General features: G+C 60.6%; 17 protein-coding genes. 13 read left to right on the forward strand and 4 right to left on the reverse strand.

Features of this window, described 5'->3' with window-relative positions; translation table 11 throughout:
- Nucleotides 1-376 precede the first annotated feature (376 nt).
- Together ccoN and AC07O1_RS06835 are read left to right on the forward strand one after the other, a co-directional pair.
- Nucleotides 377-1,804, forward strand: a complete 1,428-nt coding sequence (gene ccoN, locus AC07O1_RS06830) for a cytochrome-c oxidase, cbb3-type subunit I (RefSeq protein WP_495088312.1) — start codon at nucleotides 377-379, stop codon at nucleotides 1,802-1,804.
- Nucleotides 1,805-1,863: 59 nt separating this feature from the next.
- On the forward strand, nucleotides 1,864-2,085 hold the full coding sequence (locus AC07O1_RS06835; RefSeq protein ID WP_495088393.1) for a cbb3-type cytochrome c oxidase subunit 3: 222 nt from the start codon (nucleotides 1,864-1,866) through the stop codon (nucleotides 2,083-2,085).
- A 125-nt stretch (nucleotides 2,086-2,210) separates the two neighbouring features.
- Here the strand turns inward: AC07O1_RS06835 and AC07O1_RS06840 are convergent, their stop codons facing one another.
- Together AC07O1_RS06840 and AC07O1_RS06845 are read right to left on the reverse strand one after the other, a co-directional pair.
- Nucleotides 2,211-2,705 carry a hypothetical protein gene (locus AC07O1_RS06840; protein WP_494991492.1) on the reverse strand — a complete coding sequence of 165 codons (495 nt, stop codon included), beginning with the start codon at nucleotides 2,703-2,705 and terminating at the stop codon, nucleotides 2,211-2,213.
- Nucleotides 2,706-2,775: 70 nt separating this feature from the next.
- Nucleotides 2,776-3,552, reverse strand: coding sequence for a helix-turn-helix domain-containing protein (locus tag AC07O1_RS06845; protein WP_495088313.1), 777 nt, complete (start codon nucleotides 3,550-3,552; stop codon nucleotides 2,776-2,778).
- Nucleotides 3,553-3,632: 80 nt separating this feature from the next.
- On the opposite strand from AC07O1_RS06845, the gene AC07O1_RS06850 reads away from it, so the two are divergent.
- Entirely contained in the window at nucleotides 3,633-4,325 is a 693-nt protein-coding gene (locus AC07O1_RS06850) for an aspartate/glutamate racemase family protein (protein ID WP_494991490.1), read from the forward strand.
- Nucleotides 4,326-4,358: 33 nt separating this feature from the next.
- Here AC07O1_RS06850 and AC07O1_RS06855 read toward each other — a convergent pair whose 3' ends face one another.
- Nucleotides 4,359-4,799, reverse strand: a complete 441-nt coding sequence (locus tag AC07O1_RS06855; protein ID WP_495088314.1) for a carboxymuconolactone decarboxylase family protein — start codon at nucleotides 4,797-4,799, stop codon at nucleotides 4,359-4,361.
- Between the two features lie 191 nt (nucleotides 4,800-4,990).
- Here AC07O1_RS06855 and pdxR point away from each other — a divergent pair, with 191 nt between their 5' ends.
- From pdxR to AC07O1_RS06870, 3 genes are all read left to right on the forward strand, one after another.
- On the forward strand, nucleotides 4,991-6,424 hold the full coding sequence (gene pdxR, locus AC07O1_RS06860) for a MocR-like pyridoxine biosynthesis transcription factor PdxR (RefSeq protein WP_495088315.1): 1,434 nt from the start codon (nucleotides 4,991-4,993) through the stop codon (nucleotides 6,422-6,424).
- A gap of 102 nt (nucleotides 6,425-6,526) precedes the next feature.
- Nucleotides 6,527-6,808 carry a putative quinol monooxygenase gene (locus tag AC07O1_RS06865; protein ID WP_495088316.1) on the forward strand — a complete coding sequence of 94 codons (282 nt, stop codon included), beginning with the start codon at nucleotides 6,527-6,529 and terminating at the stop codon, nucleotides 6,806-6,808.
- A 99-nt stretch (nucleotides 6,809-6,907) separates the two neighbouring features.
- Nucleotides 6,908-7,327: a cupin domain-containing protein gene (locus AC07O1_RS06870; RefSeq protein ID WP_495088317.1), complete on the forward strand. Its 420-nt coding sequence runs from the start codon at nucleotides 6,908-6,910 to the stop codon at nucleotides 7,325-7,327.
- Nucleotides 7,328-7,507: 180 nt separating this feature from the next.
- On the opposite strand, the gene AC07O1_RS06875 is transcribed toward AC07O1_RS06870, so the two are convergent.
- Nucleotides 7,508-12,430 (reverse strand): NAD-glutamate dehydrogenase, encoded by a 4,923-nt coding sequence (locus tag AC07O1_RS06875; RefSeq protein WP_495088318.1) that lies wholly within the window; start codon nucleotides 12,428-12,430, stop codon nucleotides 7,508-7,510.
- A 504-nt stretch (nucleotides 12,431-12,934) separates the two neighbouring features.
- On the opposite strand from AC07O1_RS06875, the gene AC07O1_RS06880 reads away from it, so the two are divergent.
- The 7 genes from AC07O1_RS06880 to AC07O1_RS06910 all read left to right on the forward strand — a co-directional run bounded on the left by AC07O1_RS06880 (nucleotide 12,935) and on the right by AC07O1_RS06910 (nucleotide 20,427).
- On the forward strand, nucleotides 12,935-13,291 hold the full coding sequence (locus tag AC07O1_RS06880; RefSeq protein ID WP_495088319.1) for a hypothetical protein: 357 nt from the start codon (nucleotides 12,935-12,937) through the stop codon (nucleotides 13,289-13,291).
- Nucleotides 13,292-13,584: 293 nt separating this feature from the next.
- Nucleotides 13,585-14,544: an AAA family ATPase gene (locus AC07O1_RS06885; RefSeq protein ID WP_494991483.1), complete on the forward strand. Its 960-nt coding sequence runs from the start codon at nucleotides 13,585-13,587 to the stop codon at nucleotides 14,542-14,544.
- A 5-nt stretch (nucleotides 14,545-14,549) separates the two neighbouring features.
- Nucleotides 14,550-15,494 carry a DUF58 domain-containing protein gene (locus AC07O1_RS06890; RefSeq protein WP_495088320.1) on the forward strand — a complete coding sequence of 315 codons (945 nt, stop codon included), beginning with the start codon at nucleotides 14,550-14,552 and terminating at the stop codon, nucleotides 15,492-15,494.
- Nucleotides 15,491-15,985: a DUF4381 domain-containing protein gene (locus AC07O1_RS06895; RefSeq protein ID WP_494991481.1), complete on the forward strand. Its 495-nt coding sequence runs from the start codon at nucleotides 15,491-15,493 to the stop codon at nucleotides 15,983-15,985. The genes AC07O1_RS06890 and AC07O1_RS06895 overlap by 4 nt, the downstream gene beginning before the upstream one ends.
- Nucleotides 15,978-17,054 carry a vWA domain-containing protein gene (locus tag AC07O1_RS06900; RefSeq protein ID WP_494991480.1) on the forward strand — a complete coding sequence of 359 codons (1,077 nt, stop codon included), beginning with the start codon at nucleotides 15,978-15,980 and terminating at the stop codon, nucleotides 17,052-17,054. The genes AC07O1_RS06895 and AC07O1_RS06900 overlap by 8 nt, the downstream gene beginning before the upstream one ends.
- Nucleotides 17,051-18,790 (forward strand): vWA domain-containing protein, encoded by a 1,740-nt coding sequence (locus tag AC07O1_RS06905; RefSeq protein WP_495088321.1) that lies wholly within the window; start codon nucleotides 17,051-17,053, stop codon nucleotides 18,788-18,790. Before AC07O1_RS06900 ends, AC07O1_RS06905 begins: the two co-directional genes overlap by 4 nt.
- Nucleotides 18,787-20,427, forward strand: coding sequence for a BatD family protein (locus AC07O1_RS06910; RefSeq protein WP_495088322.1), 1,641 nt, complete (start codon nucleotides 18,787-18,789; stop codon nucleotides 20,425-20,427). The genes AC07O1_RS06905 and AC07O1_RS06910 overlap by 4 nt, the downstream gene beginning before the upstream one ends.
- The last annotated feature ends 1 nt before the right edge of the window (nucleotide 20,428 follow it).

Genomic DNA, 20,428 nt, shown 5'->3' on the forward strand with positions numbered 1-20,428 from the left:
TGCCGAGCCCGCGAGGCTTCGTTCGGCTCGGTCCGCGTTCGGGCGAAGCAGTCGTAGAGCCCGAGCATGCGGTGCGTCTGTCATACCGCGTCGTCTGGATTACGAGCGCTGCGCACTCGAACGCAGCCTCGCGGGCTCGGCAGCTGCTACAGGGTGGATATGGCGACTATGCACCTGCAGCTCAGCACGTTACAGATTCAGGTAAAGACTAAAAAACCATATCAGAGTGCGGCGTATGGCCGTCGGCAGGCACTCCATCTGATCTGTATTAATGCAGTTTTTCTGAGTCTGTTTTGTTTCTCCCATGCTTTCTACAGTTCAGCGCATGCCAGACCGGGTGGCCTGGCAAGACTTTGCAACCGTGGAAGAATTGACCATGAGCACAGCAGCAAACGGACAGGCTTATAACTACAGGGTCGTCCGCCAATTTGTCGTGGCAACGGTGGTGTGGGGCGTGATCGGAATGGCGATGGGCGTATGGATCGCCTCGCAACTGGTCTGGCCGCAAATGAATCTGGACCTGCCCTGGACCACTTTCGGTCGCTTGCGGCCGCTGCACACCAGCCTGGTGATTTTCGGCTTTGCCGGCAGCGCGCAGTTCGCCGCCAGTTATTACGCGGTACAGCGCACCTGCCATGTGCGGCTGTACTCCGACAAGCTCGCCGCCTTCACCTTCTGGGGCTGGCAGTCGGTGGTCACGATCATGCTGATCACCTTGCCGCTGGGCTACACCACCACCAAGGAATACGCCGAGATCGAATTCTCGGGCGCGGTGTGGATGACGGTGGTCTGGGTCGCCTACGCCATTGTGTTCTTCACCACCGTGGTGCAACGCAAGACGAAGCACATCTACGTCGGCAACTGGTTCTTCGGTGCGTTCATTGTGGTAATCGCCATGCTGCACGTGGTCAATCACCTGTCGATCCCGGTGGGCTGGTTCAAGTCTTACCCGGTGTATTCCGGCGCCACCGACGCGATGGTCCAGTGGTGGTACGGGCATAACGCCGTGGGTTTCTTCCTGACCACCGGTTTTCTGGGGATGATGTACTACTTCGTGCCCAAACAGGTCGGTCGGCCGGTGTATTCGTACCGTTTGTCCATCGTGCACTTCTGGGCGCTGATCACCCTGTACATCTGGGCCGGCCCGCATCACTTGCACTACACCGCGCTGCCGGACTGGGCGCAGTCGCTGGGCATGGCCATGTCGCTGATCCTGCTGGCACCGAGCTGGGGCGGGATGATCAACGGCATGATGACCCTCTCCGGCGCCTGGCATAAATTGCGTACCGACCCGATCCTGCGCTTTTTGGTGCTGTCACTGGCGTTCTACGGCATGTCGACCTTCGAAGGACCGATGATGGCCATCAAGACGGTCAACGCCCTCTCCCACTACACCGACTGGACCATCGGCCACGTACACGCCGGCGCCCTGGGTTGGGTGGCGATGATCACCTTCGGCTCGCTGTACCACATGATCCCGAAAGTCTTCGGCCGTTTACAGATGCACAGCATCGCGTTGATCAACCTGCACTTCTGGTTGGCGACCATCGGTACCGTACTCTACATCGCCTCGATGTGGGTCAACGGCATCACCCAGGGCCTGATGTGGCGCGCGATCAACGATGACGGCACCCTCACCTACTCCTTCGTCGAGGCTCTGCAAGCCAGCCATCCAGGCTTCGTTGTGCGCTTTGCCGGTGGCGTGTTCTTCCTCAGCGGCATGCTGCTGATGGCCTACAACACCTGGCGCACAGTGCGCGTCGAAGACCTGAAAATGGCCGTGAGTGAAGTGCAGTTCGCTTGACTCCAACGCTGACGCAAGCCTTCATCGCTTGCGTCGTTCCTGTCAGGGAGAAGCTTGTCATGATCGAAATCGGACTGAATCTGCTGGCGGTGGCCTGCCTGTATTTTTCCGTTGAATATTGCTTGAGAAACCAGTCGGCAGAAGCCTTGGACGATGCCAGCCTGATCCCCTTTGCCGACGACCCGGAAGTGGCGCGAAGGGTGGAATTGGCAACGGGCAAGACCATCAAGGCCGTGGCGCCTGAAGTGGCGAAGGAAGGCTGGGGGAATGTAAACATGTGATTGATCGTTCCCACGCTCTGCGTGGGAATACATCCCGTGACGCTCTGCGTCACATCCAAAAGCAGACGCGGAGTGTCCGGGGCGGCATTCCCACGCAGAGCGTGGGAACGATCCTCAGCTCGCTCCTACCCACGCTCCCGGGGAATCAGGCTTTGCAACTGCTGCGCCAGGAAATTCGCATCAAAAGCAAAGATATCCGGGTCTTTCAAACCGTTGGCCTTGCGCCACTGCCAGTCGGTCGACGGCGGTTGGCACACCAGCGAGACACTGCCGTAACGTGCGGCCGTCAGGCCCATCACCGCCACAGAGATCAAGCCACCGACACCCATCGCTTCCGGTACGAATTCCACCGGTTTGCCGGTAATCTGCACCGTCAGCTTCCAGGTGTTGAAGGGAGAGGTTTCGACAGGAACGTTCGGACCTGAAGCGACATAGCCTTCGCGACTGACTTCAAGCAGGTTCGGACTCTCCACAGGCTCAAGCCACTGTTCGATATGGTCGAACAGCTCGCCGATGCGCACCGCCCATTCGGCCGATTGAGTCTCGAACACCTGCTTCTTGTGCGCTTCGCTTTCTGCATAGTGGCGAAGCATCTCGCCCAGTTGCGTTACGTCGTCCATTGCGTTGTTCCTCGGATCAAGCATGACTTCAAGGTTCTGATCATGGCAGATGCCAGCAAGCAGCGTATGACTAAAACCGCCGACGGTACTGAGCCGGCGTCATCCCCAACAGCGTGCGGAATGCGCTGCCCATGTGCGACTGATGGGCAAAGCCTGCATCCAGCGCGATAGCGGCCAGTGGTAGCGCTGTGTGCTCGATCATCCACCGTGCAGCCTGGACCCGGACTTCGACAATCCAGGCGTGGGGCGTCCTGCCGATCGCCCGGGTGAAATCGCGCAGCAAACGCAGCTCGGTATGCCCGTAGGTGGCAGCCAGCTGCTCCAGCGTCAACGGTTGATGGTACTGCCCGGCAATCTGCTCCAGTACCCGAGCTAACGCTTTTGGCGTCACACGTTCCGGCTTTTGCGCCTGGACCAACGGCAAACCAACGAAACTCAGGGCGCAGGCCTCCAGCGCCAGCAGATCGGGTTGCGGATCGAGCAACAACCGCCGCAGCTCGCGGCCCAGCGCCAGAGCGTGGCGATGGCCAGGGACCTGCACACGGTGTCTGAAGTTGAGCGGTTCGTCGCCAGTAAACGGCTCATCCCAGCGCGCCAACAGGTATTCACCGCCACTGGCCGACTCGGAAAACACTTCCACACCCACCGGTGTATAGGCCAGCACACCGGGTAAGGTGTCGAAATCCACCCGTCGGTCCGAATCGATCGCATGTACCCCTTGCTGACGCTCAAGGGTCACGCCCAGGGTTTGCCACTGTGCCGGATCACGGGCACTGTAAGCGACGCGCGGCAAGAGTTGCAGGCAGAGTTTGCCGCCCAGCAGGGTCTGGCTCAGCAGGCCTGGCATGTGAAATTTCTTGATAGATCGAACCGCTGCGTCACGGGAAACTCTCTCCGACAAAAATTTGCCATCAACAGGAGAACAGCATGCGCACCATTGGCCTGATCGGCGGCATGAGCTGGGAGTCCAGCGCCGAATATTACCGCATCATCAACCAGCAAGTACGCGACCGGCTGGGCCCGCTGCGTTCAGCGAAGTTGTTAATGTACAGCGTCGACTTCGGCCCTGTCGAACAGGCACAGCATGCTGGGCGCTGGGACGATGCGGCACTGATTCTGGTGGACGCGGCGCGCCGACTGGAAGCCGGCGGCGCCGAGTGCGTCGTGCTCTGTACCAACACCATGCACCGGGTGGCCGAGCAGATTCAGGCGGCGATATCGGTACCTTTCCTGCACATTGCCGACCCGGCCGGACAGGCCGCGGTGGATGCCGGCGCGCTGACAGTCGGCCTGCTCGGGACCGCGTTCACCATGGAGCAGGACTTCCTCAAGGATCGTCTCGCGGCCCAAGGGCTGAGCGTTCTGGTGCCAGGAGCCGCCGAGCGCGACGCGGTCCACCGGATCATCTACGACGAGCTGTGTGTTGGCGTGATCAGTGAGCGTTCACGGCAAACCTATCAACGGATCATCGAATCCCTGGCCGCACGCGGTGCCCAGGCAATCATCCTCGGCTGCACTGAAATCGGCCTGCTGATCAAACCCGAACACAGCTCGCTGGCGCTACTCGACACCACCGAATTACACGCCCGGGCAGCCGTGGCGTTTGCCTTGGGCGATTGACTCAGGAGACGGTTCGCGTACGACGCAGGCGCCTTAATCACTGGGCTGCTGCCGAAACCCCACCGCCAACCGGTTCCAGCAATTGATGGTGGCAACCGCAACGGTCAAATCGACCATCTCCCGCTCGCTGAACTCGGCCCGCAGCGCCGTATACAGCTCGTCCGGCACATTGGAGGCAGGCAGCAACGTCACCGACTCGCTCCAGGCCAGTGCGGCCTTTTCCCGTGCATTGAAGAATGGTGAATCACGCCAGACGCCGATTGCGTACAACCTGCGTTCGGTCTCGCCCTGACGGCGGGCCTCGACGGCATGCATGTCGGTGCAGAACGAACACTGATTGAGCTGCGAGACGCGAATCCTGATCAGCTCCAGCAACGGTTTTTCAATCGACAGGCCAAAGGTCGCCGCCTCGAGCATGAGGATCCCCTTGAGGGCTTGCGGCGAGGCCGTGTAGTAATCCAGACGAGGTTCCATGGGCGTGACCTTAGGCTGACATGCGGTGAGTCAAAGCCTAAGACCCGAGGCGCCAAGGCCCTATATCCAATTGCCGATTTTTTCGAAAGACCACCCATGCACCAAAACCCGCAGCCGTAGCCTGTGGCCCGGCTACACGAAATGTATTGTTGCGCGTAACCTTGCACACGACCGCCTTCAGGACTTCACCCATGGAACTTCATGTTGTCATCAATGGCCGCAAGGACCTGGCCGAGCAGCTGTACCAGCAACTGCGCGGTGCCATCGAGTCCGGTCGGCTTGCCGCCGGTGCACAGTTGCCACCCAGTCGTTTACTGGCTGAGCAACTGGGCGTTTCGCGCAAGACGGTCTCCGACACCTACGCGCTGCTGACCTATGAAAACTTCCTGATCGGCAAGATCGGCCGTGGCACCTTCGTCAATGCCCGGGCGGCCAAGGCCGAGCGCAAGCAAAGCGCGGCGGACCTGGCCTGCGCACAAAGCCTGGCAAACTGGCAGAACCTGCCCGCGCCCTTGCGCCATCCAACCCTGGAAGGCACCTTGCGCTGCGAATTCATCGGCGGCGCGACCACTCGCAATCAATTCCCCCAGGAAGAATGGCGGCGCTGCACTCAGGACGCGCTACGCCGAATCGCGCTCAACAGTGGCTTCTACAGCCAACCGGAAGGCCTGCCAGCCTTGCGCAGTGCCATCGCCGGGCATGTCGCGTTCTCCCGTGGCGTGGCCTGTCATGACGACGACATCGTGGTCTGCAACGGCGCCCAACAGGCGCTGGATCTGATCGCCCGGGTGGTTCTGGAACCCGGCAGCATCGTCGCCATGGAAGACCCCGGCTACACCCCGGCACGACTGCTGTTCACCGCCCAGGGCGCGATGGTGGTCGGTGTGCCGGTGGACGCCGAAGGTATCCAGGTCGAGCTGATTCCCGACGGCGCGCGACTGATCTATGTCACCCCCTCGCACCAGTTTCCCCTCGGCATGCCGATGAGCCCGGCACGCCGCACAGCGCTGCTGGAACGCGCCCGAGTGCTGGGTGCGATCGTGATCGAGGACGATTATGACAGCGAGTTCCGCTATGAGGGCCGGCCCACCGATTCCCTGCAAAGCATGGATAGCCGGGGCGTGGTCGCCTACGTCGGGACCTTCTCGAAAACCATGCTGCCGGAGTTGCGACTCGGTTATGCAGTACTGCCACCGGCGATCCACAGTGCGGTGGTCAAGGCCAAGCAACTGACCGACTGCCACACCTCGACCCTGCCGCAATGGGCGCTGGCCAAGTTCATTTCCGAGGGCTATCTGCTCAAGCACATCCGCCGTTGCCACGCGGTCTACGCCGGGCGCCGGGAACGTATACTGAACCGCCTGCAAGGTGATCTTTCGCCCTGGTTCGAGGTGGTGCCATCAATTGCCGGTTTCCACATGGCCGCACTGTGCAAGGTGCCAGTGGATGTTCCCTTGCTGATCGAGCTGGCGAAGAAAGTCGAGGTCGGGCTTTACCCCCTGGACAGTTTCTTCCACGACACACCGGTTAGAAGCGGACTGATCATCGGCTTCGGAGCGATCGAGACCCTGGACATCGACCCGGCGCTGGACAAGGTCAGGGATATTCTCGAACAGATCGCCTGATTGGCTCAGTGGTTTTCCTGCGGATTGGATATGGGTGTTGAACGAGTCCGGCCCTACTCTTCTCCTCACGAACTCCCCTGCACGTCACTCGGAGAACCTGCCATGTCCAGCATCGCGATCAATACCGTCCAGATCCAGGCCGCTAAAGGTCGTTCGGATGAGCTTGGCCTACACCTGACGCGGATTGCCGACACCCTGCGTGAAGCGCAGGGCTGTCTCGATTATGCGGTGCAGGAGTGCCCGAGCACTCCTGGCCTGTGGACCGTCAACGGCCATTGGCAGACCCGCGAATGCATGGAGTCGCACTTCGCACTGCCGGCGTTGCAGGGTTTTATCGAGCTGATCGGCAATCGCCTGGCCTGCCGACTGGACTTCAATCACTGAGCCATTGGCCTCCTGCTCTTTCCCGGGATTGGCTATTGGTCGGTCCGGGATTGGGACTTAGGGTGAGTCACCTCCCCCGACGACATAAAAGGAACCGCCATGAAAGCCCTCTCGCTCGCGACCTCGATCTTCGCTGGTCTGGCCATGCTGGCCTCGCTCAGCGCCTTCGCCCACGACCCGGTCTATGGCAAGGAAAAACTCAATGTTCTGCAAGAACATGAACTGACCAACGCACCGGGCAAGAAAGCCATGATGCTCACCGTCGACTACGCCCCGGGCCAGGCCACTGCGCCGCATATGCATGCGGGCTCAGCGATGGCTTATGTGCTGGAAGGTGAAATAACGTCCCAGGTCAACGACGAAAAAGCCATCACCTACAAGGCCGGCGAGTCGTGGTACGAAGCCGCAGGCTCCAGGCACCCGGTCTCGGCCAATGCCAGCCAGACCAAACCCGCCAAACTGCTGGTGTTCATGTTGCTGGGCGATAAGGATGAAGTGTTGACCCCGTTGAAAAAATAAGGACATCAATGTGTGGTGTCTGTCAGGGCCTCATCGCGAGCAAGCTCGCTCCTACAGAGTACACGTACCACCTGTAGGAGCGAGCTTGCTCGCGATGGCGTCAAATCAGACACAACATGATTTTCAGGCTGAAAAAAAACCCGCATCTTTCGATGCGGGTTTTTTTCATTCAGCACTCAATCAGGCAGTGGCGGCAGCCACCGTTTGACTGTCCATCTCCAGGTCCGGCAGTTCGCGGTTAGCGACGGCATTTTGACCGCTCATCGCCAAATCCAGCAGTTCGCGGTTGGCCACTGCGTACATGGCGTAGTCAGTGCCGCTGGCGGCACGGATGTCCACCAGCATGGCGCGCCAGCGCTCGACCATGGTGTGGTTCTGTTCCAGCCACAACTGAAGACGTGCTTCCACCTCTTGCGGGGCATTGGCCATTTGCAGAACCGAGATGGTGATCGCCCGTTGCTGCCAGTCGACGTCATCACGGAAGGCTTCGCGCGCCAGTGCCTGCCAGTTGTTTTCCACCGGCAGAGCACTGATCTGTTGCAGGTACCAGGTGATGTCCAGCGCACTGCCCACGGCGAAGAACGCCTTGGCCACATCGGCAGGGTTCTGACCGGTCACATCAGAGGCTTCGATGACCGGCAGCAAGGAGTACAGGTGAGTAGTGCCTGCAACCATGCGCGCCAGCAACTCAGGCACGCCGGCTTCGACGTAGGCCTGGTAGCGGGTCTGCCAGCCATCGCGGGTCGGGCCTTCCAGCAGTTCGTCGAGCTTGAGACCCAACGCCGCCAGATGCGGACCGAAATGCGCCACATCACGGGCAGCATTCTGCTCGTTGCGACGGCTGCGCAGGAACCAGCGAGTAGCCCGACGGCCCAGACGCATCAGCTCATCCATCAGCTCCAGTTGTACGTCCGCCGAAACCTGGTAATCCAGGGCCTCTATCTGCCGGAACCAGTGCGGGAGATGGAAGATATCCCGAACTATTACATAGGCACCCGCAACATTCGCCGGGCTCATGCCGGTGGACTCTTTCAAGCGCTGAACGAAGGTGATGCCCATGTGGTTGACCAGATCGTTGGCGATCTGGGTGCTGACGATCTCGCGTTTCAGACGGTGACGGCGCATGGCTTCGGCGAACTTGCTGACCAGCGTCGGCGGGAATGCGGTTTCCATGTCGCGAGTCAGGTAGGCGTCATCCGGCACCTGAGAGTTGAGCAGCGCTTCCTTGAGGTCGATCTTGCTGTAGGAGATCAGCACCGACAGCTCGGCACGGGTCAGGCCATGGCCAGCCGCGACGCGCTCGTCGAGTTGCTCTTCCGACGGTAGGAACTCGATGGCGCGGTCCAGCTTGCCGCGGCCTTCAAGGTCGTTCATCAGGCGTTTGTACTCGGCGATCCGTACGTAGGCACGACGGGCCGCCAGGGACAGCGCCTGGGTCTGCTTGTAGTTGTTGCCCAGAACCAGGCCGCCGACTTCATCGGTCATGCTGCCAAGCAACTGGTTACGTTGCTTCTCGGTCATATCGCCAGCATGCACAACTTCGTTGAGCAGGATTTTGATGTTCACTTCGTGGTCGGAGCAGTCCACACCACCGGCGTTGTCGATGAAGTCGGTGTTGGAACCGCCACCATTGAGACCGAACTCCACACGACCCAGTTGGGTCATGCCGAGGTTACCGCCCTCGCCCACGACTTTGCAGCGCAGTTCGTTGCCGTTCACGCGCAGCGCGTCGTTGGCCTTGTCGCCGACATCGGCGTGGCTTTCGGTACTGGCCTTGACGTAAGTCCCGATACCGCCGTTCCACAGCAGATCCACCGGTGCCTTGAGCAAGGCGTTCAGCAGTTCGGTCGGAGTCAGTTTGTCGGCCGAGATGTCGAAGCGCTCTTTCATCTGCGGGGAAATCGCGATGCTTTTTGCACTACGAGAGAAGATCCCGCCGCCTTCGGACATGATGCTGGTGTCGTAGTCCGACCAGGCCGAACGCGGCAGATCGAACAGACGCTGACGCTCGGCGAAGCTGTTGGCAGGCGCAGGATTGGGGTCGATGAAGATGTGCAGGTGGTTGAAGGCTGCGACCAGTTGCAGCTTGTCGGACATCAGCAAGCCGTTACCGAACACGTCACCGGCCATGTCGCCGACGCCGACCACCGTGATGCTGTCTTCCTGAACGTTGATACCGCGCTCACGGAAGTGACGCTGTACGCCGACCCACGCACCCTTGGCGGTGATGCCCATTTTCTTGTGGTCATAACCGGCCGAGCCGCCGGAGGCGAACGCGTCACCGAGCCAGAAACCGTAGTCGATGGCAATACCGTTGGCGATGTCGGAGAAGGTCGCAGTGCCCTTGTCCGCTGCCACCACCAGATACGGGTCATCGTTATCGTGACGAACCACGTTAGCCGGAGGCACCAGAGCGCCGTCTTTCAGGTTGTCGGTGATGTCCAGCAGGCCGGAGATGAAGATCCGGTAGCAGGCAATGCCTTCTGCCGCGACTTCATCACGGCTGCCGCCCAATGGCAGGCGACGCGGCAGGAAGCCGCCTTTGGCGCCGACCGGTACGATCACCGAGTTTTTCACTTGTTGGGCTTTTACCAGACCCAGCACTTCAGTGCGGTAGTCTTCTTCACGATCGGACCAGCGCAGGCCGCCGCGCGCGACGTTGCCGAAGCGCAGGTGCACGCCTTCAACCCGTGGCGAGTAAACGAAGATTTCGAATTTCGGAACCGGTTTAGGCAGTTCCGGAATCAGGTGCGGGTTGAACTTGAAGCTGAAGTAGGACTTGTTCTGACCATTGGCATCGGTCTGGTAGAAGTTGGTCCGCAGAGTCGCCTTGATCAGGTCCAGGTAGCGACGCAGGATACGGTCTTCGTTCAGTACTTGAACGTCGTCCAGCGCGCTCAGGATCGCGTGTTCCAGACGCAGCTGCTTGTCGTCGAGGTCTTCGCTGGTCAGCTTGCGGGCCAGGTAGAAACGGGTCTTGAACAACCGGGTCAACTCGCGAGCGATGTCGGTGTGGTTGTTCAGGGTGCTGGCGATGTAGCCGAGGTCGAAGCCCAGGCGAATCTGCTTCAGGTAACGGGCGTATGCACGCAGCAGCGCCACGTCGCGCCATGGCAGGCCGGCAGTCAGTACCAGACGGTTGAACCCATCGTTCTCGGCATCGCCACGAACGATGTGGACGAATGCGTCCTGCAGCGTGTCGTTGAGCTGCTGGATGTCGAGGTTCAGGCCTTCAGCGGCGGTGAATGCGAAGTCATGAATCCAGAACTCGCGCCCGGTGCTGTGGCGCAGGCGATACGGGAACTCGCCAAGGACGCGCAGACCGAGGTTTTCCAGGATCGGCAACACGTCGGAAAGTGCCAGCGGGGTATCGGCGTGATACAGCTTGCAATGCAACTGTTGCTGACCGGCGGTTTGACCCAGCAGCGGCTGGTAGAAGCTCATGACCAGCGGATTGGCTTCGCTCAGGCTCAGCAAGTGTTGCATGTCGACCACAGCCGAGTGCGCAGCGAAGCGCTCGCGGTAGCCGGCCGGGAAACCTTTAGGGAAGTCGGACAGCACGTTGGTGCCGTGGGCTTCGCCGAAGCTTTCGATCACCAGGCTTGAGTAGTCGTCCTGCCAGCTGCGGCAGGCCTGCACCACTTCTTTTTCCAGCAACAGCGGATCGATGTCGAGACGGTTCTTCGGGTCGACCCGCAGAATCAGTTGCACACGGGCCAGCACGGACTCGGAGAAGAAGGTCCAGAACTCGCAATCGGAGGCTTTCAGGCGATCCATCAGCACTTGCTGGATCTTCTGACGCACTTCGGTGGAATAGATGTCGCGCGGCACATAAGCCAGGCAGTAGCAGAAGCGGCCGTACGGGTCTTTGCGCAGGAACACGCGGATCTTGTTGCGTTCCTGGATCTGCACGATCGACATCACGGTGCTGAACAGCTCGTCGACCGGAGTCTGGAACAGGTCGTCACGGGGCAGTACTTCGAGTACCTGAGCCAGTTCCTTGCCCAGGTGAGCCTTGGCCTGGAAACCGGAACGACGTTCGATTTCCCCGACCTTGCGGCGGATGTACGGAATGACCCGCACGCTCTCGCCATACACCGAGGAGGTGTACAGGCCCATGAAACGGCATTCCTTGATGACCTTGCCGTCGGCATCGATCTGGCGGATCGACACGTAATCGGGGTAAGCCGGACGGTGCACACGGCTTGGATGCGCAGCCTTGGCGAACGACAGCACGGTCGGTTCGCGCAGGTAATTCACGGCGTAGTCTTCGATGCGCAGGTCATCGGCGGTGAGGCCGGCGCGCAGCAGTTTGGTCAGACCGAGGAAGGAGTTCTGGTCATACTCGATATGACCGCCATTCTGGTCATCGCAAACCACGAACTCTTCGTAGCCAAGGAAGGTGAAGTGGTTGCCCACCAGCCATTCGAGGAAACCCTCGATCTCGTTCTTTTCGTCTGCATCAATAACAAACTTGCTTTTGTCGATGCCGTCGATCAGCTCCTGGACCTTGGCTTTCATCGGTTCGAAATCGGCGACCGCAACGCGGACTTCGCCGAGAACCTGCTCCAGCTCTTTGCTCAATACATTGAGCTCGGCGGTATGAGCGCAGCGATCGATCTCCAGGTACATCAGAGATTCTTGCTGGATGCCTTCGCCCTGGGTGCCTTTTGGCAGGATTTCCAGCAACTCGTTCTTGCTGCCGCGACGCACGCTCAGCACGGTGGTCTGCAGCGTGTGGATGCTGTAACCGCGACGGTTCAGCTCGGTGCGCACCGAGTCCACCAGAAACGGCAGATCGTGGTGCAGCACTTCGACTGCAGTGTGGGTCGACTGCCAGCCGTGACGTTCGTAATCGGGGTTGTACACACGCACCTGCGGTTGGGCGTGGTCAAAGCGCTCAAGCAGGCGCCAGGCAGAAAGGGTGCAGCCGGCGAGGTCAGACAACCGACGCTGGGTGAGTTCATCCAGGGAAATGATGCCAAAAAATTGTTCAGCGAACAGCGCCACTTGTGGCAGTGCCTGTTCACTGATGTGCTGCGCCAGTGCCGCTTGCAGTTGGTGCTGGAAGTCGGCTTTGCTGGCTGCGGTGAAGAACGCCATCTGTGGTACTCCGCTTGGGCTTGTTATTGATGGAAGCGTCGCGTGCAAAACCCCTTACGGGGCGGTCCGTCACCCGGTTCCTGATTCTCGGGCAGAGGAAACAGGGCGACAGGTGGGTGAAGCTGGACGAGACACTCAGGTCACATTCACCTTCCTTCGATGGGCATCTGCAAAAACGACTGCCGGGCAGACAAGCAATGTCTTTACAGGTGTCCATCAGTTGCGCAGCTTAACCAGTGCGGCAAGGCCACTGCTTGCGATGCTGCGACATATTCGGTCATCGGTAAGTAACTCGGGTGCTGCGCATCGAACAACACTAGCAGTTGCGCAGGAAAATCGCTGGTTCAAACCAGGTTTTACAGTACATCCGTACCAGAAGTGACCGATAAGACTCACTCCGTTCATAGCACAGGCTCTGACACACAAGTCAGCAGAAAATTCTTCGGGCTGGCAGAATTAGACTTTGCTTGCTTTCACAGCGCCCCCAGAGCCAGGAACCGCCCCATGCAACTGACCACCGCCCATTTGATCGCCAACCCCTGCGACGACGAAGAAGACAACATGGCAATGCTCTGCTGCCATAGTGACAAGGGCGAGATGTTCCTGATGACTCGCTACCCCGACGAGAATGAAGTCGAGCTCACCCTCGATGGCGAACCTTCCACACTCGATGGTTTGAAAGTCACCCTCAGCGCCGATCGCCTGTTGATCGAAATCGGCGCCGCCGATGCCGATGTGCTCAATGGCGACGACCATCTGGAAATCCATCACAGCACCGCAGCGATGGACTTGCCCGAGGTTGAAGAAACCCTGCAAAACATCCTCAAAGGTACCGGCACCTATATAAGCCAGCTCGCCTGAGCCTTTGGCAAAAAGCGCAAGAATGATCGTTCCCACGCTCTGCGTGGGGATGCCGCCATGGACGCTCTGCGTCCGCTTCTGAAGCTGTGACGCGGAGCGTCACGGGATGCATTCCCACGCAGAGCGTGGGAACGATCTCCTTATACGCGCAAAAAAACCTCCATAACCCCCACAAATCCCGAAAAATCCCTGATCGCCGTTAGTCGCCACCCCCTGCTATGGATTAAAGTAACGCCCCCAAGCCAGAGCGTTATTCGAACGCCTTCGGTCACCCTTTCCAGGAACAGTCATAGATGGAACATCGTGAAGCGCTGCTAGCGCTGCGAACCTTTCTTTCAACGCAGATTCTAGGCCAGGAAAAACTCATCGAGCGCTTGCTCATTGCCCTGCTCGCTGACGGCCATTTACTGGTCGAAGGGGCCCCTGGTCTGGCCAAGACCAAGGCCATCAAAGAGCTGGCCGAAGGTATTGAAGCGCAGTTCCATCGTATCCAGTTCACCCCCGACCTGCTCCCCGCCGACATCACCGGCACCGAGATCTATCGCCCGGAAACCGGTAGCTTCGTATTCCAGCAAGGGCCGATTTTCCATAACCTGGTGCTGGCCGACGAAATCAACCGCGCCCCGGCCAAGGTCCAGTCGGCCTTGCTCGAAGCCATGGGCGAGCGGCAAGTCAGCGTCGGCCGCAGCACCTATGAGCTGTCGCCGCTGTTTCTGGTGATGGCAACCCAGAACCCCATCGAGCAGGAAGGCACCTATCCGCTGCCCGAGGCTCAGCTCGACCGTTTCCTGATGCACGTCAAAATCGGCTTTCCAGACGCTACCGTCGAGCGGCGCATTCTGCAGCAGGCTCGCGGCGAAGCGCTCAACGGCGAAATCAAACCCGAGCGCCGCGTCAGCCAGCAGGCAATCTTCGCCGCGCGTAAGGAGATCCTCGGTTTGTACATGGCCGATGCCGTGGAGGAATACCTGGTGCAACTGGTCATGGCCACCCGCACCCCGGCCAAGTTCGATCCGGAAATGGCCGAGTGGATCGCCTACGGCGCCAGCCCGCGAGGCTCGATTGCCCTCGATCGCTGCGCCCGGGCCCATGCCTGGCTGGCCGGTCGCGACTTCGTCAGCCCGGAAGATATCCAGGCCGTGCTGTTCGACGTATTGCGCCACCGCATCATTCTTTCCTTTGAAGCCGAAGCCGCGGGCATCGACCAGGACCGGGTGGTCCAGCGGATTCTCGACGTTGTAGCCGTCGCTTGACCCCTATGACCCACCCAATTCACGAACCGGGCATCCGCGTCAGCCTCGCCGAGCTGATCAAGATGCGCCATCGCGTGCGTGAAGTGCAGTTGTTTTCAACGCCCAACCAGCGCAGCCCGCTGATTGGCCTGCACCACTCGAAACTGCGCGGACGCGGTGTGGACTTCGATCAGGTGCGGGTCTATCAGGCCGGCGACGACGTGCGAACCATCGACTGGCGCGTTACTGCACGCACCCAGGAGCCCCACACCAAGCTGTTCCATGAAGAACGCGAACGGCCGATTTTCATCATGGTGGAACAAAGCCGCCGGTTGTTCTTTGGTTCCGGCCTGATGTTCAAATCGGTACTCGCCGCCCAGGCCGCGAGCTTGATCGGCTGGGCGGCGCTAGGTCACAACGACCGGGTCGGCGGGCTGGTGTTCGGTGATAACGAGCACTACGAGATCAAGCCACGACGCAGCAAGCAAAGCCTGCTGCAGTTGCTCAACCGCCTGGTACGGGTCAATCAGTCGCTGCGCACCGACAGCGAGCCAGACCGTGATACCTTCGGTATAGCCCTGCGCCGCGCCCGGGAAGTGTTGCGCCCGGGCAGTCTGGGGATCGTGATCTGCGATGAACGCGCCTTGTCGGATGCCGCCGAGCAACAACTGAGCCTGCTGTCACGGCATTGCGACCTGTTGTTGCTGCCATTGTCCGATCCGCTGGACCATGCCCTGCCCGCCGCCGGTCTGCTGCGCTTCGCCGAGCGTGGCGCACAACTGGAACTGGACACGCTCAACTACGACTTGCGCCAGGCCTATCGCGCTCAAGGCGAAGCGCGCATTGCCCGCTGGGAGTTGCTTGCACAAAAACTGCGGGTACCATTGATGCCCTTGAGCACCCAAAGCGAAATGGTCGAGCAATTGCGCGAGTACCTGAATCCACAGCTACGGCCGGGAAAAGCCAAGTGAGCAGCCTGGAACAATTACAGCCCTTGATCACCCCGCCGCCTGTTGGCTTCTGGCCGCCTGCGCCAGGCTGGTGGCTGCTGTTGATTCTGTTGCCGCTGATCGGTTTCGGCCTTTGGACGCTGCGCCGCTTTCTACCGAAAAAACGCCCTGTGGCCCGCGCCGAACAACCGCTCGACCCCGTGCGACTGGCGGCTCTGGCCGAACTGGCGCAGATGCCAAAACCCTATGACGGCGCGCCGGCTGGCGCCTGGCTGCAGCAGCTTAACGGGCTGCTCAAACGCCTGTGCCGCAACCATTATCCCTACAGCCAAAGCCATACCCTCAATGGCCGCAAATGGCTGGCGTTTCTCGACAATCGCTGCCCCGCTGCCGGCTTGACCCGCTGGATGGTGCTGGTCGAAGGCGCCTACAAGCCCGAATGCAAACTCGATGACAAGGCCATCGCCGGCCTGACCCAAGCGGTCGACACCTGGATTCGTAAACATGTTTGAGTTCGCCTGGCCGTGGATCTTCGTTCTGCTGCCGTTGCCCTGGCTGCTGCGGATGTTGCTGCCGGTGGCAGACAGCGGCGAACCGGCACTCAAAGTCAGTTTCCTCAACGATCTCGAAGGTCTGGCCCGACGTCGTGCCCGGGCTAACCTTCCGGCCTGGCGCCAGCAGGCGCCGTTCATTTTACTCTGGCTGCTGTTGCTGATCGCCGCTGCCCGTCCGCACTGGCTGGGCGAGCCGTTACCGATTGCCGCCAGTGGCCGCGATCTGTTGGTGGCGGTGGATGTCTCTGGTTCCATGGACTTTCCCGACATGCAGTGGCAGGACGAAGACGTCAGCCGCCTGACGCTGGTCAAGCGCCTGCTCGGTGACTTCCTCGAAGGCCGCGAAGGCGATCGCGTCGGCTTGATTCTGTTCGGCAGTCAGGCCTATCTGCAGGCACCACTGACATTTGACCGACGTACGGTGCGGATCTGGCTCGACGAAGCGCGAATCGGTATCGCCGGCAAGAACACCGCCATCGGTGATGCCATCGGCCTGGCCCTCAAACGCCTGCGTCAACGTCCAGCGCAAAGCCGGGTACTGATCCTGGTCACCGACGGCGCGAACAATGCTGGCCAGATCGCCCCGATCACCGCCGCGCGGTTGGCCGCCGAAGAAGGCGTGACCATTTACCCGATTGGCATCGGCGCCGATCCGGAGCAAAGCGGCACGCTGGGCTTTCTGGGGCTCAACCCCAGCCTGGACCTTGACGAGCCTGCCCTGAAGGAAATAGCCGAGGTCACCGGTGGACGCTATTTCCGCGCCCGCGATGGCGAAGAGTTGCGAGCGATCAAAGAAACCCTCGATCGGCTTGAACCTGTTGCGCAACAACCGACCCAGGCCCGCCCGGCCCAGGCGTTATACAACTGGCCGCTGGCCGCGGCGTTGCTGCTGAGCATGCTGCTGGTGATCCGCCAGCGTTGGCCGGACAACCCGGTGCAGCGTTTATTCACCAAGGAGATTTTCCTGCACCAACACCCTGAATGGCGCCAGCGACTCAAGCGCCTGCGTCTGCGGAGGCGCCGATGATCGCGCTCTGGCCGCACTGGTTCCGTCCCTGGTGGCTGCTACTGTTGCCGCTGCTGGGATGGTTGCTGTGGCAACTCTGGCATCGACAAAAACGCGCCGGACGCTGGCAGGTGATTCTGCCCCCGGCGTTTCACGCGACATTGCTCAGCGGTGGCAGGGGCCATGAGAGCAAATTGCCATGGGTCGCCCTCGGCCTGGCCTGGACCCTGGCGGTATTGGCCCTGCTCGGCCCGAGCTGGCAGCGGGTTGAACAGACCAGCCAAAAGCCGGCCGACCCGCTGGTGGTATTGCTCGAACTGACCCCGGAAATGCTTGCCACGGACGTTTCGCCGAACCGCCTGGAGCAGGCCCGACGCAAGCTGTTGGACCTGCTGCAAAACCGCAGCGATGCGCAAACCGCGATTGTCGTCTACTCAGGCAGCGCTCACACCCTGGTGCCGTTGTCGGATGACCTGGCCACGAGCCGCAACCTGCTGGAAGTGCTGAAACCGTCGATCATGCCCCAGATAGGTCATCGCGCCGATCTGGCGGTGAAAAAAGCCTTGACCCTGCTTGATCGCGGCGCCCTCGGTCAGGGCCGGATATTGCTCATCGGTTCATCCCTCACCGAGCAGGAACGCCAAGGGATTCGTCAGGCACTCAGCGGCCAGGCACCACAGTTTTCGATACTGGGTATCGGCAGCCGCGCAGGTGCGCCGGTCGCTCAGGAAGGCGGCAGTTTCCTCAAGGATGCCCAAGGCGCAATTCTCGTCGCGCGGCTGGATGGAGCAAGCCTCAAGGCCTTTGCCAATGAGCTGGGCGGTCGCTATCGGCAGGCACGGCTGGACGATAACGATTTGCGCGGCCTTGGCCTGCTCAACGGCCCGCAAAGCTTGCGCAATCAAGGCCAGACCCTGCACCTGGATACCTGGGCCGATCAAGGCTATTGGCTGTTGCTGCCATTGCTGCTGCTCGCTGCCTGTGCCGGACGACGGGGCTGGCTGTTTTGCCTGCCATTGCTGTTCATGCTGCCGCAGCCGGGTTACGCCTTCGAGTTCAACGACCTCTGGCTGCGCCCGGATCAACAGGGCCAGCATTTGCTTGAGCAACAACGCCCGGCCGATGCCGCCCGGCATTTTGAAGACCCACAATGGCAAGGTTTCGCGCTCTATGAAGCCGGCAATTATGCCGCTGCCGCCCAGCGTTTCGCTGAAGGCAACGACGCCCGCGCCCATTACAATCGTGGCAACGCACTGGCCAAAAGCGGTGAGCTGGAAGCTGCGCTGGATGCCTACGAACAGGCACTGGAGCGCCAGCCGGATTTGCAGCCAGCACTGAGTAACAAAGCCCTGGTGGAAAGTCTGCTTAAACAGAAACAGCCACCGGCGCAGAGCGAACCGAACAAGACCGAAGGTTCTGACGCCGAGCAAGCCACGCAAAACCCGCCACCCGGCGCGGCGACGCCGCCCCCGACCAGCGGTGAACAGAAAACCGAGACGCAGAACCCGTCGTCGACCAGCGAACCTCAGGCACACGGCACACCGCAACCGGGCAATAATGAGGTGCCGGGCAGCGAGCTGGGCGACGAACACACCACCACACCGCCCATCAGATCGGCCGAAAACAACTTCGACGACGAGCGCCGACAAGCGCTGGAACAATGGCTGCGACAAATTCCGGACAACCCGAGCGAACTGCTCAGACGCAAATTCTGGTACGAACAGCAACAACATCAGGATCAGGGAAAAATTCGATGACCCGCTTCACCGCCCTCTTGCTCGCACTCCTTCTCTGGACCTGTCAGGCCCTGGCTGCAGGGCTGGTCGCCAGCGTAGATCGCAGCCGTTTGAACTCTGGAGAAACCATTGAACTGACCCTCGAATCCAGCGATGCCACGCTGTTCGGCAAACCCGACCTGACTCCGCTGGATGCGCTGTTCGAAGTCCGCGGCACCCGCCAGATCAACCAACTCACCACCTTGGGCGGTGACAACCGTGCCACCACCCGCTGGATTATCACCCTGCTGCCCAGACACAACGGCACCGTGGAGATCCCGTCGTTGCAACTGGGGGAATTCAAAAGCCAGCCGATCAGCCTGCAGGTGGTCGAAAGCGAAACCCAGGACAGTGCAAACAAACTGGCGCCGGTGTTCATCGATGCCAGCCTCGATCAGGACAGCGTCTACGTGCAGGCCCAGGCGATCCTGACCCTGCGCATCTACCACTCGGTGTCACTGTATGACGACAGCAGCCTGACACCCTTGCAAATTCCCGATGCACGAATCGAACAGCTGGGTGAGTCGCGCACCTACGAAAAAGTCATCAACGGCCTGCGCCATGGCGTGATCGAAATGCGTTACGCGATCTTTGCGCAACACAGCGGCGAGCTGAAGATTCCAGCGCAGATATTCAGCGCAACCCTGGTCGACGCTCAACCATCCCAGGACCCGACACCCCAGGGTCCGAAACAAGGCAAACTGATACGCGTCAGCTCCACCGAGATCCCGCTGACGGTCAAAGCCAAACCTCTCGACTATCCGGCCGACGTACCCTGGCTGCCGGCACGCAGCCTGAGCCTGAGCGAAAGCTGGAGCCCGGAGCCGGATCACAGCCAGGTCGGCGACTCTCTGACCCGCAGCCTGACGATCAAGGCTGAAGGCCTGTCCAGCTCACAACTTGCACCCCTGCCCACCACCGATGTCAACGGCCTGCGCCGTTACCCGGACCAACCGATACTGGGCAACAAGAACGGCGAGCGTGGCCTGATCGGCAGTCGCGAAGACCGCGACGCTCTGGTGCCGACCCGCAGCGGCGCAATCGAGCTGCCAGCGGTGGAAGTGGTCTGGTGGAACACCTTTAAGGATCACCTGGAACGCAGCAGCCTGCCGGCCCACACTCTGCAAGTGGCGAACAACCCGAGCCTGGTGGTCGACACCCCCGCCAGCAACACACCGACCGGCTCATCGACTGACTACGCAGAACTTCGACGCTGGCAGCTCAGCACCCTTATTCTGGCCTGCACCACCCTGCTCGGCTTCGGTCTCTGGTGGCGCGCCCGTTGGCAACCGGCGATCCTGCGCACGGCGCAGACAGGCCCAAGCCCGCGCACCCTGCTCGACGATATCAAACGCGCGAGCCTGGCCAACGACCCGCAAGCAACCCGACAAGCGTTGGACGCCTGGGCCCGGCAACAACCGGAAACCCTGGCCGATATGGCCGCCCGCTACGTGCCGCTGTCCGATGCACTGGACGGCCTGAACGGGGCGCTCTACAGCGAAACCGGCCAACACTGGCAAGGCGAGGAGCTGTGGCGGGTGATCCGCGCCATCCCAATCACCGAACGCGTTCAGGACCCGGTTGGCGACAGCGGCCTGCCGCCGCTTTATCCGAAATAGT

The sequence above is a fragment of the Pseudomonas sp. GW821-FHT07G10 genome (genome assembly GCF_059418545.1).

What these genes read in the sequence shown, in the direction of transcription:
- ccoN (WP_495088312.1), top strand. Translation starts at nt 377, where the DNA reads ATGAGCACAGCAGCAAACGGACAGGCTTATAACTACAGGGTCGTCCGC.
- AC07O1_RS06835 (WP_495088393.1), top strand. Translation starts at nt 1,864, where the DNA reads ATGATCGAAATCGGACTGAATCTGCTGGCGGTGGCCTGCCTGTATTTT.
- AC07O1_RS06840 (WP_494991492.1), bottom strand. Translation starts at nt 2,705, where the DNA reads ATGGACGACGTAACGCAACTGGGCGAGATGCTTCGCCACTATGCAGAA.
- AC07O1_RS06845 (WP_495088313.1), bottom strand. Translation starts at nt 3,552, where the DNA reads ATGCCAGGCCTGCTGAGCCAGACCCTGCTGGGCGGCAAACTCTGCCTG.
- AC07O1_RS06850 (WP_494991490.1), top strand. Translation starts at nt 3,633, where the DNA reads ATGCGCACCATTGGCCTGATCGGCGGCATGAGCTGGGAGTCCAGCGCC.
- AC07O1_RS06855 (WP_495088314.1), bottom strand. Translation starts at nt 4,799, where the DNA reads ATGGAACCTCGTCTGGATTACTACACGGCCTCGCCGCAAGCCCTCAAG.
- pdxR (WP_495088315.1), top strand. Translation starts at nt 4,991, where the DNA reads ATGGAACTTCATGTTGTCATCAATGGCCGCAAGGACCTGGCCGAGCAG.
- AC07O1_RS06865 (WP_495088316.1), top strand. Translation starts at nt 6,527, where the DNA reads ATGTCCAGCATCGCGATCAATACCGTCCAGATCCAGGCCGCTAAAGGT.
- AC07O1_RS06870 (WP_495088317.1), top strand. Translation starts at nt 6,908, where the DNA reads ATGAAAGCCCTCTCGCTCGCGACCTCGATCTTCGCTGGTCTGGCCATG.
- AC07O1_RS06875 (WP_495088318.1), bottom strand. Translation starts at nt 12,430, where the DNA reads ATGGCGTTCTTCACCGCAGCCAGCAAAGCCGACTTCCAGCACCAACTG.
- AC07O1_RS06880 (WP_495088319.1), top strand. Translation starts at nt 12,935, where the DNA reads ATGCAACTGACCACCGCCCATTTGATCGCCAACCCCTGCGACGACGAA.
- AC07O1_RS06885 (WP_494991483.1), top strand. Translation starts at nt 13,585, where the DNA reads ATGGAACATCGTGAAGCGCTGCTAGCGCTGCGAACCTTTCTTTCAACG.
- AC07O1_RS06890 (WP_495088320.1), top strand. Translation starts at nt 14,550, where the DNA reads ATGACCCACCCAATTCACGAACCGGGCATCCGCGTCAGCCTCGCCGAG.
- AC07O1_RS06900 (WP_494991480.1), top strand. Translation starts at nt 15,978, where the DNA reads ATGTTTGAGTTCGCCTGGCCGTGGATCTTCGTTCTGCTGCCGTTGCCC.
- AC07O1_RS06905 (WP_495088321.1), top strand. Translation starts at nt 17,051, where the DNA reads ATGATCGCGCTCTGGCCGCACTGGTTCCGTCCCTGGTGGCTGCTACTG.
- AC07O1_RS06910 (WP_495088322.1), top strand. Translation starts at nt 18,787, where the DNA reads ATGACCCGCTTCACCGCCCTCTTGCTCGCACTCCTTCTCTGGACCTGT.